General features: G+C 69.6%; 13 protein-coding genes. 5 read left to right on the forward strand and 8 right to left on the reverse strand.

What is annotated here, in order from left to right; all coding sequences use genetic code 11:
- Positions 1-142: 142 nt before the first annotated feature.
- The 3 genes from ACFVM3_RS26975 to ACFVM3_RS26985 all read right to left on the reverse strand — a co-directional run bounded on the left by ACFVM3_RS26975 (position 143) and on the right by ACFVM3_RS26985 (position 3,028).
- Complete coding sequence (locus ACFVM3_RS26975) at positions 143-979, reverse strand: alpha/beta fold hydrolase (RefSeq protein ID WP_378442775.1); 837 nt, start codon at positions 977-979, stop codon at positions 143-145.
- A 15-nt stretch (positions 980-994) separates the two neighbouring features.
- Positions 995-2,281, reverse strand: coding sequence for an MFS transporter (locus tag ACFVM3_RS26980; RefSeq protein ID WP_378442776.1), 1,287 nt, complete (start codon positions 2,279-2,281; stop codon positions 995-997).
- Between the two features lie 138 nt (positions 2,282-2,419).
- Positions 2,420-3,028 (reverse strand): TetR/AcrR family transcriptional regulator, encoded by a 609-nt coding sequence (locus tag ACFVM3_RS26985; RefSeq protein ID WP_378442777.1) that lies wholly within the window; start codon positions 3,026-3,028, stop codon positions 2,420-2,422.
- 76 nt (positions 3,029-3,104) lie between these two features.
- On the opposite strand from ACFVM3_RS26985, the gene ACFVM3_RS26990 reads away from it, so the two are divergent.
- The 3 genes from ACFVM3_RS26990 to ACFVM3_RS27000 are packed head-to-tail and all read left to right on the forward strand — an operon-like array spanning position 3,105 to position 7,985.
- Entirely contained in the window at positions 3,105-4,427 is a 1,323-nt protein-coding gene (locus tag ACFVM3_RS26990) for an MFS transporter (protein ID WP_378442778.1), read from the forward strand.
- A gap of 28 nt (positions 4,428-4,455) precedes the next feature.
- Positions 4,456-6,921, forward strand: coding sequence for a glycoside hydrolase family 3 protein (locus tag ACFVM3_RS26995; RefSeq protein WP_378442779.1), 2,466 nt, complete (start codon positions 4,456-4,458; stop codon positions 6,919-6,921).
- A gap of 35 nt (positions 6,922-6,956) precedes the next feature.
- A complete protein-coding gene (locus ACFVM3_RS27000) occupies positions 6,957-7,985 on the forward strand; it encodes a 5'/3'-nucleotidase SurE (RefSeq protein ID WP_378442780.1) in 1,029 nt (342 codons plus the stop codon).
- A 77-nt stretch (positions 7,986-8,062) separates the two neighbouring features.
- Here ACFVM3_RS27000 and ACFVM3_RS27005 read toward each other — a convergent pair whose 3' ends face one another.
- Complete coding sequence (locus ACFVM3_RS27005; protein ID WP_378442781.1) at positions 8,063-10,219, reverse strand: hypothetical protein; 2,157 nt, start codon at positions 10,217-10,219, stop codon at positions 8,063-8,065.
- A gap of 243 nt (positions 10,220-10,462) precedes the next feature.
- Between ACFVM3_RS27005 and ACFVM3_RS27010 the strand changes: the two genes are divergently transcribed.
- The gene (locus ACFVM3_RS27010) at positions 10,463-11,218 is read left to right on the forward strand and encodes a hypothetical protein (protein ID WP_378442782.1); all 756 of its coding nucleotides are present in this window, start codon (positions 10,463-10,465) and stop codon (positions 11,216-11,218) included.
- A gap of 9 nt (positions 11,219-11,227) precedes the next feature.
- Here the strand turns inward: ACFVM3_RS27010 and ACFVM3_RS27015 are convergent, their stop codons facing one another.
- The 4 genes from ACFVM3_RS27015 to ACFVM3_RS27030 all read right to left on the reverse strand — a co-directional run bounded on the left by ACFVM3_RS27015 (position 11,228) and on the right by ACFVM3_RS27030 (position 14,701).
- Complete coding sequence (locus tag ACFVM3_RS27015) at positions 11,228-11,911, reverse strand: response regulator (RefSeq protein WP_378442783.1); 684 nt, start codon at positions 11,909-11,911, stop codon at positions 11,228-11,230.
- A complete protein-coding gene (locus ACFVM3_RS27020; RefSeq protein WP_378442784.1) occupies positions 11,908-13,101 on the reverse strand; it encodes a sensor histidine kinase in 1,194 nt (397 codons plus the stop codon). The genes ACFVM3_RS27015 and ACFVM3_RS27020 overlap by 4 nt, the downstream gene beginning before the upstream one ends.
- A 9-nt stretch (positions 13,102-13,110) precedes the next feature.
- The gene (locus ACFVM3_RS27025) at positions 13,111-13,869 is read right to left on the reverse strand and encodes a CPBP family intramembrane glutamic endopeptidase (protein WP_378442785.1); all 759 of its coding nucleotides are present in this window, start codon (positions 13,867-13,869) and stop codon (positions 13,111-13,113) included.
- Between the two features lie 187 nt (positions 13,870-14,056).
- Complete coding sequence (locus ACFVM3_RS27030; protein WP_378442786.1) at positions 14,057-14,701, reverse strand: TetR/AcrR family transcriptional regulator; 645 nt, start codon at positions 14,699-14,701, stop codon at positions 14,057-14,059.
- Positions 14,702-14,780: 79 nt separating this feature from the next.
- On the opposite strand from ACFVM3_RS27030, the gene ACFVM3_RS27035 reads away from it, so the two are divergent.
- On the forward strand, positions 14,781-16,202 hold the full coding sequence (locus tag ACFVM3_RS27035) for an MFS transporter (RefSeq protein ID WP_378442787.1): 1,422 nt from the start codon (positions 14,781-14,783) through the stop codon (positions 16,200-16,202).
- Positions 16,203-16,412: the final 210 nt, after the last annotated feature.

Consider the following 16,412-nt stretch of genomic DNA (forward strand, 5'->3'; position numbering starts at 1 on the left):
GGATCGGCGGTGGCGTCCCGCAGGTGGTCGTGCAGCCGGGAGCGTGTCGCGAAAGCCACGTTCGCGACGTCTGATGTCCCGAAAGTGGCTTTCGCGACACCCGGGCGCGGAGACCGCCAACAGGACCCACCGGGTACGACACCTAGCCGGCCTCGGCCCAGAAGTCGGTGAACAGACGCGCCGTGACCTCGGGTTTCTCCTCGTTCGGCGTGTGCCCCGCACCGGCGATGACCTCGTACCGGGCGCCGAGGCGGGTCGCCATGTCACGCTGTGCCTCCGGCGGCCACGCCGCGTCGTGCTCGCCGTGGGCCACCAGGATCGGGACCCCGGCGGCGCGCAGTTCTTCGACGCGGTCCGGCTCGGCGGCGATGGCCCGGCCGATGCCGAGCAGGTTGGCCGGGTTGGTCTCGTGGATCCGGGTCCGCAGGTACGTCACCACCGCCTCCGGCTGCCCGGCCGCGAAGAACGGCTCCAGGAACCGCCAGGCGCCCGCCGACCCTTCCGCGATGATGGCTTCTTCCAGCGTGGGACCGGCCGGTCCGGTCACCGTGGCGCCGCCCGGCCCCGAGCACAGGATGGTGTAACTGCGGAACCGGTGTGGTTCCCGGATCACCGCGGCCCGCGTGACCAGGCCGCCGAAGCTGTGCCCCACCAGGTGGACCCGCTCGCCGGGCGCGGTGGCGTCGAGGACCTCCAGCAGGCCGGTGGCGAAGGCGTCCACCGTGTAGTCCTCGGCCCTGTCCGGGCCTTCGGACTTCCACTGTCCGAGCTGGCTGTAGGTGAGCACGTCGTAGCCGGCCTCGGTGAGTCCGCTCAGCATCGGCACGAAGTCCTCTTTGGACCCGGTATAGCCGGGCACGAGGACGGCGATTCCTTTGGCGGCGTCACTTCCACCCGGCGGGGTGGACCGGACGGCGGAAAGCCTGCCGTCCGATGTGGACACGGTGAACAGCTTGGCGGTGGCGGGGAGGGTGTGCAAGGGGTGCTCCTCGGGTCAGCGGACGGATCGGATGGGCAGGAACGCGGCGGCGCCGACGAGCACGAGCAAGCCGGCGACGGCGAACAGGATGTGGTACCCGGCAAGGGTGATCAGGAACGCGGAGAAGCTCGGCGCCACGGCCTGAGGGACGTTCGTGGCGACGTTGAGCAGGCCGAGGTCCTTGGCGGCGTCGTCGTTGCTCGGCAGTACCTGGGTCATCAGGGCGACGTCCAAGGTCATGTACGTGCCGAAGCCGAACCCGGCGATGGCCGCGAAGGCGAACATGCCCCCGATGGTCGGACTGATCAGCGGACAGGCCAGGCCGGCGGCGGTGATCACCGAAGCGGCGATCACGAACGGTTTGCGGCGTCCGATGCGGTCCGACCACGGCCCGGTGACGAAACTGGAGAGCACGGTGCCGACGAGCATCACCAGCGCCAGTTGCCCGGTCACCGCGTTCGCCCGCTCCAACGGGATCCCGACGTGATCGACCAGGATGTAGAGCTGGAAGTTGTAGACGGCCCAATACCCGAGCACGAACAACATCCGCGCCACGAAGGCCCAGGCGAAGTCGGGATGCCTGCGCGGGCTGACCCAGAAGCCTTTCAGGAAAGCCGACCACGACCACGCCGGGCGCGGCAGTCCCGCGCTGGACGTGTCCCGGTTGACCAGGACGAACAACAGCACGACGACGAGTACGACGGCGGCGAAGACGGTGTAGCCGATCCCGAGGTCGGTGGCGAACCGGGCGGCCAGCAGCACCCCCGCGGTGGCGCCGACCATGCTCCCGACACCGACGAAGGCCGACGCGGTGCCGCGCTGCCCGGTCGGCAGCCGGTCGGCCAGGATCGCCGTCATCGGGCCCTGCACGATGTTGAGCGAGACCTGCACGAGGAGCCACAGCACGGCGAGCAGGGCGACCGAGCCCGCCACCGGAAGTGTCACCAGGAACACCGCGCCGAACAACGCGCCGAGCATCATCCACGGGGTGCGGCGGCCGAACCGGCTGCGGGTGCGGTCGGACAGCGCGCCGACGATGGGCTGGACGAACAGGGTGGCGAACGCCGACACGCTCACCACCATGCCCAGGCTGGACACCTTGCCGTCGGGGTCCACCGAGGCGACCTGGTTCGGCAGCAGGATTCCCAGCAGACCCGAATACGCGAGGAAGAGCGAGAAGTTGCCGATCATGAGCGAACCGATCAGCACGCGTCTCCGACCGGGATCCGGACGGGTACCGGGGACATCGTCCGGCGCGACGGTCGCGGTGTGCGGTGCTGGGTCAGGCAGTGTGGGGGCCATGGCCGCCTCCTGAACGCGATGCCGGGCACCACTGCCTCGGCGAATGCCGGGCATCACACCATGACGACCGACCGGGTGGTCGGTCTGTATATTTATCCGTGATCTGTTAGCGCTCTGAGCGTGATGTGAGCAGGCGGTTCAGGTGGCCTGGCGAAGCAGCCGGATCAGCGTCCGGAACGCGGCGGGCATGTCCACCTCGTCGGGATCGAGCAGCCACTGGAACTGCATGCCGTCCATCACCGCGATCACCAGCGGGGCGACGGCCTCCGGCGGGAGGTCGCCGGGTAGCCGGTCGCCGAATTCCTGGCGCAGGGTTTCGGTCAGGGACGCGCGGATCGTGGCGTAGCGGCGGCCGAAGAACTCCCGTGCGGGATGGTCACCGGTCACGCTCTCGCCGAGCAGCGCGGAAAAGGTCTGCACCACGCCTGGCCTGCTCGCGTTGTACTCCACGAGGGTGGCCAGGAGGTCCAGCGGCCATGGACCTGCTTCCTGCTTGGCCGTGCCGCCGGTGTCCCATTCGTCGCGCGCCTCGAGCAGGGCGATGAGCAGATCTTCCTTGGTGGGGAAGTAATGCAGCAGCCCCTGCTGGGTGATGCCGACCCGCTCGGCGACGGCGGCCAGTGAGGCGCCGCGGTAACCGCGTTCGGCGATGACGGCCATCGTCGCCCGGAGGATCTCGCCGCGCCGGTCCGCGCGCCTTCCGGCTCGTCCGTTGTCGGCGTTCCCGGTCTGCTCTGTCGCGCGCACGAGGTCAGCTTAGTCGGCCCGACTTAGATAACAGACAGGACACGAAACCTACCGATCATCAGGTCTGTAGGTCACCATGGCTGCCAATCGAGCGGCACCCGGGTGCCGCCATCACCTCGACGAGGAGGTCCTGGCTGTGGACGACGTCATCGCGGCCACCCCCACGGCAGGGGCGGCGGAGACGGCACCTCGCGCGCCTCGCGGCTTCGTGCCGCGGCTCGGCCTCGCCAACTTCGGTCTGTATGCGGCTTTGATGACGCCGGTCATCGTCACGCTGGCCCTGCGGGTCGCCGAGGTCGCGCCCCAGGCCAAGGAATCCACGCTCGGGCTGGTGCTCGGGGTCGGGGCGATCCTGGCGCTGATCGCGAACCCACTGGCGGGCAGGCTGTCGGACCGGACCCGTTCGCGGTTCGGGCGGCGGCGTCCGTGGCTGGTCGGCGGGACCGTCGTGGGGATCGCCGGCCTGGCGGTGATCGCGTTCGTGCCCTCGGTTCCCGCGCTGGTGATCGGCTGGGCTGTCGTGCAGACCGGCTTCAACGCCGTGTACGCGGCCTTGATGGCGACGATTCCGGACCAGGTACCGGAAAACGCCCGCGGCACGGCCTCCGGCGCCATTGGTACGAGCGTGACCGCGGCCGTACTGGCAGGCTCGGGAATCGCCGCGTTGAGCTCCGACGCGAGGGTGATGTTCCTGCTGCCCGCCGTACTGACCGTCGGACTGGTCGGCTGGTTCACCGTCCGGCTCCGGGACCGTAGGCCGGAGACGGCGCCGGAACCGTTCTCCATCAAGGAATTCTTCGGCAGTCTGGCGTTCAATCCGGTCTCGGCGCCGGATTTCGGCTGGGCCTGGCTGACGAAGTTCCTCGTCATGTTCGGTTCCGTCGCTCCGATGACCTACCTGGCCTACTACGTCCCGTTCCGGATGGGGCTGGACCCGGCGGCGACGGCGGGCATCGTCGCCGGGATGATCGCGGCGGGCTACGCGGTGCAGTCGTTGACGGCCCTGCTCGGCGGCTGGGTGTCCGACCGGTTCGGCAGGCGCAAACCGTTCGTCATCGGCTCGGGCGTGATCGTGGCGCTCGGCCTCGCCGCGCTGGCCGCCGCGCCGGACCTGCTGTGGATCGCCGTGGCCCAATTGGTGCTCAGCATCGGTGGCGGTCTGTTCTACGCGGTGGACATGGCGATGATCACCCAAGTGCTGCCGGATCAGCGCAATACCGCCAAGGACCTCGGCGTGGTCAACATCGCCAACGCGTTGCCCCAGTCGCTGATGCCGATGATCGCGCCGTTCGTGCTGGCCACGGGAGACGGCCGGAACTACCCGTTGTTGTTCGGCATCGCCGCCGCCGCGGCGCTCGCCGGCGCCGTTCTGGTCGGGCGGATCAAGGGAATCCGCTGACCGCCGTTCCACTGAAAGAGGAGTCGCAGTGAACAGTCACCACACCGAGCACGAGGCCGGCATCGAGGCGGCGATCGACGCCGCGTTGCCCGAGCTGGACCTGGACACGAAGACCAGGCTGCTGGCGGGCCGCGACATGTGGTCGTTGCCCGCGCTGCCGGAGATCGGCCTGCGGTCGCTGGTGATGTCCGACGGTCCGATCGGGGTCCGTGGCGTGCGGTGGACCGCCGCCGATCCTTCGATCGCGCTGCCGAGCCCGACCGCGATGGCCGCCACGTGGGATCCCGGACTGATTCGCCGCGCGGGCCGTCTGCTGGCACAGGAAGCCCGGCGCAAAGGGGTGCACGTACTTCTCGCGCCGACGGTGAACCTGCACCGGTCACCGTTGGGCGGCAGGCATTTCGAGTGCTACTCCGAGGATCCGTACCTCACCGGCGCGATCGGCACCGGGTATGTGCGCGGTGTCCAGGAAGGCGGCGTCGGCACCACCGTCAAGCACTTCGTCGCCAACGACGCCGAGACCGACCGGTTCACCGTCGACAACGTCGTGGGCGAGCGCACGCTTCGCGAGCTGTACCTGTCGCCGTTCGAGATGATCGTCGCCGGGGCGAAGCCGTGGGGCGTGATGGCGGCCTACAACTCGGTCAACGGCCCGACGATGACCGAACACGACGAACTGCAGAACGGAGTCCTGCGGGGAGAGTGGGGTTTCGACGGCGCCATCGTCTCCGACTGGTTCGCCACCCGGTCCACCGCCGGCGCCATCGACGGCGGGCTCGACGTCGCGATGCCCGGACCGAGCACGGTTTACGGCGAAGCACTGGCCGCGGCGGTCCGCGCGGGCGAGGTGGCCGAGTCCACAGTGGACGACGCGGTGCGCAGGGTGCTGCGCCTGGCCGCGCGGACCGGGGCCTGGGACCGGGTCGCCCCCGTGGTGGCGGACGGCGCGGTGCCCGCTCCCGTCGACGGGGTGGCGCTGACCAGGGAACTCGCCGGACGGGCGTTCGTGCTCCTGCGCAACCAGGATGACGTGCTGCCGCTGGACGCCACCGGCAACGGCACCGTCACCTTGCTCGGCGCGGCGGCGCGGGACGCCCGTGTGCTGGGTGGCGGATCAGCCCAGGTCTTCCCGGAGCACGTGGTGTCCCCGCTGGAAGGCCTGCGCGCCGTGCTGCCCGAGGGCGTCCTGACCTACCGCATCGGCGCGGACCCGACCGACGAACTCGGTGTCGCCGGTACCGGTTTCGCGTTGCGCGCGGTGTGCCGGGACGCTGACGGCGCGGTCCTCGGCGAGGACACCCTGCCCAACGGCATGGTGCAGTGGTTCGGTGACGACCTGCCCGACGGCGTCACCCACGACCGTCTGCGCACGGTCGAGATCACGGGCACGTTCACGCCGCGAGAGTCCGGGCTGCATTCGTTCGGCACCAAGGGACTCGGCGAGTTCGTCCTGTCCGTCGACGGCGAAGTGCTGTTCGACGGCGTCGCGGTCGCGGACGGCCTCGACCCGTTCGAGGCGTTCTTCGCCGCACCGGCCGGGCGCGCGAAGGCGGAGCTGACCGCGGGCAAGACCGTCGAGGTCGGTCTGACCTACACCGTGCCCGACCTGTCGGGGGCGCCGGTCCGGACCATCAGCTGCGCGCTGGTGCACCGTGAACCGCAGCTCGACGGTGACGAGCTGATCGAGGAAGCGGTGGCCGCGGCCGCGGTGTCCGACACCGCGATCGTCGTCGTGGCCACCACGGAGCGAGTCGAGAGCGAAGGATTCGACCGTTCCGACCTGCGTCTGCCTGGCCGCCAGGACGAGCTGGTGCACCGGGTCGCCGCGGTCAACCCGCGCACGGTCGTGGTGGTCAACTCCGGTTCTCCGGTGGAGATGCCGTGGCGCGACGAGGTCGCCGCGGTCCTGCTGAGCTGGTTCCCCGGCCAGGAAGGTGGTTCCGCGCTCGCCGACGTGCTGCTCGGCCACGCCGAACCCGGCGGCAGGTTGCCCACCACCTGGCCCGCCCGGCTGGACGACGCGCCGGTGACCCAGGTGCGACCGGAGAACGGGAAGCTGAGCTACGCCGAGGGTGTGTTCATCGGCTACCGCGCTTGGCAGCGGGGAGACGCCGAACCGGCCTACTGGTTCGGCCACGGGCTCGGCTATACCGAATGGTCCTACGAGGAAGCGCGCGTGATCGCACCGGACACCGCGGACGGGGACGTGCGGGTCATGGTGACCGTCCACAACGCGGGCGTCCGCGACGGCCGCGAGGTCGTGCAGGTCTACGCCGCACGCCTGGACAGCGCGGTGGACCGCCCGCGACGGTGGCTCGCCGGGTTCGCGACCGTCGAATGCTCCGCCGGGGCACGGGCCACAGTGGACATCACCGTACCCAGGCGGGCCTTCGCCCACTGGGACGGCGGCTGGGCGGTGGAGCCCGGCGAGTTCGAATTCCACATCGGACGGTCGGTGGCGGACAGCAGGCTCGTCCGCACCGTGACCCCCTGATCTTGAGCCGGTCCGACATCGGAAGGGAAACTGCCATGAGAACACGCTCGGTCCTCAAAGCCGGCGCACTGCTGGCGGCCACCGCCACCGCGATGCTCACCGGCGCCTCGGGCGCGGCCGGCGCACCGTCGGCGCCGCTGGCCGGAATGCGCGTCCTGCTCAGCAACGACGATTCGATGCAGGCCTCGCGCCCGGACGGTGCCGACGGTATCGGCCTCTACGACCTGCGGAAGCGGCTTTGCGCCGCGGGGGCGGACGTGGTCGTGGTCGCGCCGTGGGCCTACATGAGCGGCGCGAGCGGAGCGGTGACCACCGGCGGCACCGTCTCCGCGCAGCGACGTACGGCGCTGCCCGCCGGCTATCAGCGTGACTGCTCGGCCGCGCCCAGCGGGGGAGCGGTGTTCGGCCTGTGCCGGGGTGCGTCGCCGTGCACGCCGGCGTCACCGTCGGCTACCCCGGCCGACACGGTGAAGTTCGCGCTGAGGGGCGGCCTCGGTCACCTGGCAGGCTGGACCGCTGAACCCGACGTGGTGGTGACCGGGATCAACTCGGGCCCGAACGTCAGCTCGTCGGTCAACGACTCCGGCACCGTCGGCGCGGCGATCGCCGCACTCGACAGCGAAGTCCCGGCGGTGGCCTTCAGTGGGATGATCGGCGAGGATTTCGTCGTCGGACGGAAGACCTACGAGGCCGCGGCCGACTTCGGCGCCGGTTTGCTAGTCCGGCTGCGGCAGCAGGATCTGCTGTCGCCGCGGTTCGCGTTGAACGTGAACTACCCCGACGCCGCGCGTGGCCGGGCAGGCCGGGTCGCGTGGACCAGCGTGGGCACCGGCCCGCTGGCCGTGTCCACCTACACCCCGGTGGACGGCGACACGTTCACCCTGAGCCTCGGTCTCTGCCCTGGCGAGCGGTATTGCCTACCGGAGGCCAAACGCGACTCCGACACCGAGGCGATCCGCCGCGGCGAGGTTTCGATCACCCCGATCACGGCGGACCGGACGTTGCCGGGCCGGGCCGCCGACCGGGTCCGGGCGGCCGTCATCGGCGGGCGGCTGTCCGGTTGAGGGGGCGCTGCCCGGTCACCGCTACGTGCGTCACGTCCGGTGGCCGGGCAGCCGGTACTCCGCTCGCGGGATCCTCATCAGGCCGACGCCGGGCCTTCGGGTCGCGGCAGGCGTTCGGAATCCAGGCCGAAGGCCGCGAGCCGCTCGGCGTCGCGGTCACGGCCAGGCTGTGTCGCCAGCCAGCCGGTGAACTTGCCGAGTGCTCCGAACTCGCCCGCGGTGATGGCGTCCCGGTACATCCGCTCGGTCTCTTCTTCGCGGCCGGGTTGTTCCGCGAGCCAGCCGGCGAACTCGAGAATCGCGTCGACGCTTCCTGCGGCGATGGCCTCCCGATAGACCCGCTCGAGTTCTTGTTCGCGGCCGGGTTGTTCGGCGAGCCAATCGGCCAACGCGAGGTACGCGTAGGGGTGGCCGGTGGCTACGGCGTCCCAGTACACCTGCTCGGCCTTTTCCTCGTGGCCTGGCTGGTCCGCGAGCCACTCGGTGAACGCGTCGATCGCTCCGACGTCGCCTGCGGCGATGGCGTCCCGGTAGGCCTGCTCGGTCTCTTGTTCGCGGCCGGGTTGTTCCGCGAGCCGGCCGGCGAACTCGAGAATCGCATCGACGCTTCCTTCGGTGATGGCGTCCTGGTAGACCTGCTCGGTCTCCTCTTCGCGGCCAGGCTGTGCCTCCAGCAGGCCCGTAAAGGTCTGAAAGGCTCCGAAGCCGCCGGTGGCGATGGCGTCCCGGTAGGCCTGCTCCGCTTCCTGTTCACGTCCGGGCCGCCCTCCGAGCCAGCCGGCGAGCTCGCCCGCCGCGTCGGTGCCCGCGGTGCGGTAAAGGGCCTCGCCGTGCCGGAAGCGGCCCCGAGCTAGTGCGGCTTTGGCGAGGGCGCGGAGATCGGCACTGGACTTGGTGTGCTGACGTAACGCGTTCCAGACGGCGTCGGTGACCGGATGGGCGCGGCGGGTGTGGCTGAGGTGCTGTTCGAGGTAATCGGCCAGTTCATAGGTGACAGGCTCAGGTTCGGTGTCGCCAGGATCGGCGTGATCGAGGGGTATGAGCGCTTGGCCGCCTTGGGTGGCGTGGGCGATCGCGGCGTCGAACCAGTCCTGGGGAGGGCTGGCCTGACCGCGCTCCTGCTGCCAGAGCGCGGTGGCGATCGCGCGTAGCAAGGAGGCGGACAGGGGGCCGGTGTGGCCGAGACGACGCGCGTCACCGGCGGCGTCGAGCAGCAGCCGCTCCATCGGACCAGGTGCCGTGACGTAGTGCTGGACGAGTTCGTGGCCCCCGAGGGTTTGGACGAACCCGAGGTGGTCGCGAGCGGCGAGGGCCGCTTCGAGGCGGTCATCACCGGTGCGGGCGGCGATGACGCGGGCGTTGTCGCGTTCGCGCGCTGAGAAGTCGTCGGGAATGTCGTGCCAGCGCACCCACCGGTTGGGGGAGAAGAGCAGATCACGGTTGTCGCTCAGATGTGCGCCGAACACGGCGCCACCACGGAACTTCTCCGGCCACGACGTCGCCACCACCACGAGCGAGTGCGGGCCTCGGCCCTCCCCGCCGTCGCGATCGCCGGTGGCGGCGAAGAGGTCGCTCAGCACAGCCTGAGACAGCCCGGTCCCGTTCGGGCCGAGGAAGGTTGGCAGCTCGTTGAGCCACAGCACGCATCGCCGCCGGTGCGGAAGACCGGACGTGGTCAGGCCGCGAACCGCGGCGGCCGACCGAGGACGGATCACCGTCCACCCCGGCCCGAGAGCGTGGACGGCCTCGAACAGCGACCGGGTCTTTCCTGTCGACGGCTTTCCACGCAGCACGATCATCGCCCGCAATTCGCCGTGGGCCGCGGCCGCGATGTCCGCGCGCAGCGGCGCGTCATGATCCCGCGGCACATACGCGGGCGGCGACATGGTGACTTCCCGGTGGTCGGCGGTCGCGGGATGCACGGCTGCTTCGGCATAGGTGAACTGCTCCAAGTCCCACACCGACGTCGCCGGATCCGGATTGTGGGGCCTGCTGAGCCGATGCAGGCGCAGGACCTCGTCGCGTTCGGCGTCGGCGACGCCGAGCGCGGTCAGCAGCAGGTGGAAGATGCCCTCGCCACGCGGGTGATCGGGTTTGGTGAGGTAGTCCTCGGCCGTTCCCTCATTGCACGAGGCCCGCTCCGCAAGTTCTTCGTAAGACAGACCGGAGCGGTCCTTGAAACCGGTCAGGAGCATGCACAGCCGCTCGGCGGCGAGGTTCGGTCGCACCACCACGACAGCTTTCCATTCTGGCTGTCACGACCGCCCTCCGCCTCCGGCGAACGGGCGCTCCGGCGCGGTCTTCGTGTATCCATGGGTGCGGCGCCATGCTCCAGCGGGTGACGGCGTTCACCCCGCCCACGAGCACGACACATTCGCATCAAGCGGACATCCGGTCGGCAAAAGGCGTCCTTTGTGGACACTTGCGTAGACTTACAGGACAACGCCTGGTCGAGTAATGATGGGAACAGCACCGAAATGGACGAGGGCGCCGGCCTGCACCACAGGATTCGCCACCGGTGGCTGACCCGGAGCCGTGCGCTGGAGGTGGAGGCTGCCGAACTGAGAACCAGTGGCCGGTCCTCTTCGTCCGATCGCCGCGGCGACCGGTCTCTCGCCGCCTTGCGCGCCGATGTGGCCATGTCGTTCGGCCGCCATCTGCTTTTCGAGGTCGAGGCTTTCCGCGCAGAGGACTTCTCGACGCCGGAGGAAGCCACAAGCCTGATAACGGAGTGCGCGAATATCGCCCTCGCCGGCTCGCTGTCGCATCTCGATCTTGCCAAGGAGATGAGGAGACACCCGGAATGGCGGCCTGAACTGTCCGAGATCCTGCGGGACGCTTACCGAGACACCATCTCCGCACTGGAGGCGGACGTGACCACTCGTGAGCCGGTCCCGCCGTTCCGTCGGCGCTTGACAGCCGAGGAACATGCGGCGGCGCTGAACGAAGTCGAACGTCGATCCCGCGAGTACCCCGAGACGATTCATGGATACGCGGGTGAGTGCATGGATCTTGTCGATGAACTCCCGGCCCATGGAATGAACCGGGTTCTCGTGATCCCTCCCTGGTCGGAACGGTTCGGCTGCGAAACGGACGTCACATTCCTGGTGGCGCGCGACTTCGACTGGATCGAGCTGGAGGGTTTTCTGACCTCCGCCACGTTCGGCTGGTTCATCAGGATCGGCGCCCACGGTGAGTGGGAGGCGCACAACTGGCCTCCGCGTTCTCCGTGAGCATGGGGGTCAGTCCGTGGTGGATACCAGTCCGATCCGGTAGGCGAGGACGACTGCCTGTACGCGGTCCCGTAGGTCGAGTTTGGTGAGGATCCGGGACACATAGGTCTTCACCGTCTCGGAGGAGATGACCAGTTCCGCGGCGATTTCGGCGTTGGACAGGCCGGCGGCGAGCTGTTCGAGCACTTCGAGTTCGCGGGGTGTCAGTGCCCGCACGACGGTGTCTCGCGCCGGCCGGGAGGTGTCGGTGGGGCGGAGCCGTTCGGCGAAGTGGCCGATCAGGCTTCGGGTGACCGCAGGAGCCAGCAGGGACTCGCCGCGGGCGATCGTGCGGACGCCGTCGACCAGCTGTGCCGGCGGCGTGTCCTTGAGGAGGAACCCGCTGGCGCCGGCGCGAAGTGCCTCGTACACGTACTCGTCGACGTTGAACGTGGTGACGACCAGCACCTTCATCGGTGCCTCGACGCCGGGGCCGGTCAGCCGTCGGGTCGCCTCGATGCCGTCCAGGACGGGCATGCGGATGTCCATCACGATCACGTCGGGACGCAACCGGCGCGCGGCCTCCACCGCCGCGCGGCCGTCGGCCGCCTCGCCGACGACCTCGATGTCGGGCTGTGCGGAGAAAATGGTGACATACCCGGTGCGCACCAGTTCCTGGTCCTCGCAGATCAGCACCCGGATCGGCTCGGTCATGTGGGGCTCCCTGGAATCGTGGCCCGGACACGGAAGCCGCCGTCGCCGGGCAGGGCGCCGGAAACCAGCTCTCCGCCGAGCATGCGCACCCGTTCCCGCAGTCCTGTCAGGCCTCGGCCACCGGATGGTGTGGCCGTGTCGCCGACCGCGGGACCGAGGGTGATCACTTCGACTTCGATGTGGTCTTTGCCGTGTCGGACCAGGACCTTGGTCGGGTTTCCGGTCGCGTGCTTGAGCGCGTTGGTGAGCGCCTCCTGCACCACGCGGTAGGTGGTCAGCTCCACGTCGACGGACCGCGGCACGTGCTCGCCCTGCTCGGTCCATTCGACTGGCTGACCCGACAGCCGGGCCTGTTCGACCAGATCGGCGACCTTGCCCATGGCCGGTGTCCGGTCCGCGGTCCTTGGCTCGCCGGTCGCCTCCAGAATGCCGAGCAGGGCCCGCAGCTCGGTCAACGCCCGGCGTCCGGTGTCGCTGATGGCGCGCAGGCCCGTCCCGGTTCGTTCCGGCGCGGAGTCGAGCAGGAACTGCGCCGCGTCGGCCTGAACCACCATCGCGGTCACGTGATGGGTGACCACGTCGTGCAGGTCCCTGGCGATACGAGCCCGCTCGGCGGCCGCGGCCACCTCGGCCGTCAGCCGTCTCCGCTCGGCCTCTTCCGCGCGCCATCGACGCATGCCGGTGCCGGCCAGCCAGATCACCACCAAGACGAGATAGAACGCGAGAAAATCCGGAAACCGTTGCGGTGAGCCAAGGTTGTGCAGTGCCACGGTGAGCACCGCGTAGCCCGCGGTCAGCGCCGCGGCGAGCCCCCGGCGGAACCGCGCCAGATGCGCCCCGGCGGCGTACAACGCGAGGAGAATCCCCACCTTGCCGAACGTGTCCGGATAGCTCAGCACCTGACCGATCGCGAACGCGGTACCGATGACCGACAGGCATACGGCTGGCAGGCGGCTGCGTACCGCGAGCGGCAGGCACATCGCCAGCGTCAGCGCCGCACCGGCCACCGCGTCGATACCGCCCGTGTCGCGCCGGGGGAGATCGCCGATCTCCGGGCCGATGTGGGCGACGGTCGGCGCGAAGGCCAGCACGGTCACCACCGCCGCCAGCACACTGTCTTTTATGGACGAGGGGAGCTCTCGCCACCCGCTGAGTGCGGTGCTGAGCCGGGATGCCGCGCTGGCAAGCATCCGGCGAGCTTAGCGCCGCCGCATGGGCACGATGTTGCCGCGCTTGTGAGCGGCGATGAGCATGGGCACGGCGAGCAGCAGGCTCACGACGACGGGGACGATCGACCCCTCGATGCCGAACTGGCCCCCGGTCACCAGCTCCGGGCCCGTCGGCTCGGCGATCAGCAGACCCGGCGACGCGTGACCCGAGACCGGGAGGCCGAGCAGCCCGACGGTGGTGTTCCAGGCGAAGTGCAGGCCCACGGCCGCCCAGATACTGCGCAGCCACAGGAAAGTGGCGCCCAACAGGACACCGGCTTCAACGGCGATGGCGAAGCCGGTCCACAACGAGGCGCCGGGGTTGGCCAGGTGGATGGCACCGAACAGCACCGCCGTGCTCGTCAACGCGAACCAGCTGCCTCCCAGCCGTTCCAGCCCCTGCAGCAACAGGCCGCGGAAGAGCAGCTCCTCGGTCACCGCCGCACCGAGTTGCACCGCCGCGATGCTCGCGACGGTCGCCACGGCGCTACCGGACGCCCAGGTGAACGAGAACTCGGTCATCACCATGAGCATCGACACGGCGATGAACGCGAAGCCGAGCCCGATGCCGAGCAACGCCAGGATCCCGGCCCGTGCCCTCGCGATCTCCGGCGTGTTCCGCCGCGCGACGTAGCGCATCACCGCCCAGTAGACGGCGACCGCGGCGATCGCGCCCACGACCGCCAGCACCGGCGACCCACCCGAGGACAGCGCCGACACCGCGCCGACACCGACTATTCCGACCAGCATCCAGACGAGCGGGAACCGCAGAATGCGACCCGCTCGCCCCGGCTGGTGATCCGTAGGTGCGATCGAGTTCGTGTGCATGGTGACCTCTCCAGAAGAACCCCGGCCGCACGGTTGGGCGACACACTGGAAACGCTAGAAGCGCGCCGGCGCCGGCGAATCACCTGCGAGCGGACGATCCGGGTAGCTCTCACGGGGGACGGGTCAGCACTGTCCTTTCGCGCGGTGTCCGCCTCTGCAGAAACAGTGTGTCCACGTGATAGCGCGACACCGCGGTCGCGCCGTCCACATCCTGTTGTCCGATCAGGACGCTGGTGCCCAGGCCATGGCTGAGCGTCACCAAGCGGGCCGCCTCCAGTGACACGTCCACGCCCGGGGCTAGCTGACCGCTGTCCTGTGCTCGCCGCAGCGCGTCGGCGAGCTGCTGGTGGAGTTCGTCCACGCTGGAGGCGAACGGTTCGGCGCTGAGCTGGGGATCGGTCATCGCGAGCACCGCGTACGAGGCGCCGACCAGATGGAAGACGCGGCTCTCGTCGTCCGACGGCAGCGCTTCGGCGAGGAACGCTTCGACGAAGTCCCGCGGTGGCACCGGATCCGGTAATCCGGCCAGCCGTGCCGCCCACCGCTGACGGCTCCGTCGTTCGAGGTGCCGCAACGCACCCAGCAGCAGCTGCTCTTTGGTGTCGAAGTAGTACTGGATGAGCCGCAGCGACACTCCCGATTCGGCGGCCACCGCCCGCATCGTGACGGCGTGCAGCCCTTCTCTCGCGGCGACCCGGACCAGCGCCTCCGCGATCTGAGCACGCCGTTCCTCATGATCGACCGTCCTCGGCACCACTGGCCTCCGTGCTCTCGATGGTTATGATACAAGCGTATATGATACGGCTGTATCACGAACGCGCTTGGGAGGTCCGGTGGGTTTCCGCGACACCGACCGCGGTGGTCCGTCATCGAAGACCACTGGGTCGCAAGTGGTTCTCGCGCTGGTGTGCGCGGCGCAGTTCATGGTCGTGCTCGACATCTCGGTGGTGAACGTCGCCCTGCCGTCGATCCAGCGGTCGCTCGGTTTCGGTGACGTGGGTCAGCAGTGGGTGGTCAACGCCTACGCGCTGACGTTCGCCGGGCTTCTTCTGCTCGGTGGGCGGCTGGCGGACCTCTTTGGCCGCAGACGGGTCTTCCTGGTCGGGCTCGCGTTGTTCTCCGGCGCGAGCCTGGTGGGCGGCCTGGCGGACACCGCGGGGCCGCTGATCGCCGCACGCGCGGGGCAAGGCGTGGGGGCCGCCATCCTTGCGCCGGCCACGCTGACGGTGCTCACCGCCACCTTTCCCGAAGGCCCTGGGCGTACTCGTGCGCTGGCGCTGTGGACCGCGGTGGGAGTCGCGGGAGGTACCGCGGGGAACCTCCTCGGCGGGGTGCTCACCGAATACCTCTCCTGGCGATCGATCCTGCTGATCAACGTCCCGATCGGCGCCGTAGCCGCCATGTTCGCCCTGCGGTACCTCGCCGCGGACGACGGTCCGGCGGCGAGACGACGGCTCGACGTGGCGGGCGCGGTCCTGGCGACGCTCGGCCTGACCGCGTTCGCCTACGGCGTCACGAAGTCTCATGACTCGGGCTGGACTGCGCCGGTGACGGTGGTGAGCCTGCTCGCAGGGATCGTGGCGTTGGCGGGATTCGTCGTGGTCGAGGCGCGTTTTGCCGCTGTACCGGTCATTCCGTTGCGCCTGTTCCGGGCACGGGCGATCAGCCTCGGCAACGTGATGATGCTGCTGGCCGGGGCCTGCCTGAACCCGATGTGGTTCTTCCTGACCCTCTCCATGCAGAACGTCCTGCACTACAGCCCGCTGCTGACCGGCCTCGCGTTCCTGCCGCACACCGTCATCACCATCCTGGTCGCCGCCCGCGTCACCCCCTGGCTGATGCGGCACGTCGACAGCCGGACTCTGATCGCGATCGGCGCTCTCCTCGCGGCGGCAGGGTTCTTCTGGCAGGGGTTCCTGACGCCGGAGAGTGGATATCTTGCCGGGATCCTGGGCCCGGCGGTCGCGTTCTCGATCGGCGGTGGGCTGCTCAACACGCCGCTCACCGCCTCCGTCACCTCCGGGGTCGACACCGCGGACGCCGGTGCCGCCTCGGGCCTGATGAACACCACCAAGCAGGTCGGCGGCGCGCTCGGTCTGGCGGTACTGGTCGCCGTCGCGAGCGGTCACGCCTCTACTCCTGAGGCGCTTTCGGCCGCCTACGGCCGCGCGTTCGCGGTGATCGCGGCGCTCATGGTCGTCGTGGCCACGCTCGCCTACACCCTGCCGTCACAACGAGACGGCGTTATCCGGTAGCCGACCGGCTGTGGCGGAGGTGGTAGCGCCGGCAACCGAGTGGCGAAGAGGTCGTGGGAGCCGCTGGCCGCGGCCTCGCTGTGGGCTTCTTGCGAGGTCCACTCGGTGTAGTCGAGCGCGTCGACGAACCGACGTTGCCGCTCGGGTCCGTCCATTCCGGACGATAGACCCGATACGCGACCGTTTTCGTGCCGAAGTGCTCGAGGCCGG

The sequence above is a fragment of the Amycolatopsis sp. NPDC057786 genome (assembly GCF_042797905.1).
Lineage (GTDB): Bacteria > Actinomycetota > Actinomycetes > Mycobacteriales > Pseudonocardiaceae > Amycolatopsis.

Coding starts and splice junctions, on each gene's coding strand:
- ACFVM3_RS27020 (WP_378442784.1), bottom strand. CDS start 13,101: ATGCTTGCCAGCGCGGCATCCCGGCTCAGCACCGCACTCAGCGGGTGG.
- ACFVM3_RS27025 (WP_378442785.1), bottom strand. CDS start 13,869: ATGCTGGTCGGAATAGTCGGTGTCGGCGCGGTGTCGGCGCTGTCCTCG.
- ACFVM3_RS26980 (WP_378442776.1), bottom strand. CDS start 2,281: ATGGCCCCCACACTGCCTGACCCAGCACCGCACACCGCGACCGTCGCG.
- ACFVM3_RS26990 (WP_378442778.1), top strand. CDS start 3,105: ATGGCTGCCAATCGAGCGGCACCCGGGTGCCGCCATCACCTCGACGAG.
- ACFVM3_RS27000 (WP_378442780.1), top strand. CDS start 6,957: ATGAGAACACGCTCGGTCCTCAAAGCCGGCGCACTGCTGGCGGCCACC.
- ACFVM3_RS27015 (WP_378442783.1), bottom strand. CDS start 11,911: ATGACCGAGCCGATCCGGGTGCTGATCTGCGAGGACCAGGAACTGGTG.
- ACFVM3_RS27010 (WP_378442782.1), top strand. CDS start 10,463: ATGGACGAGGGCGCCGGCCTGCACCACAGGATTCGCCACCGGTGGCTG.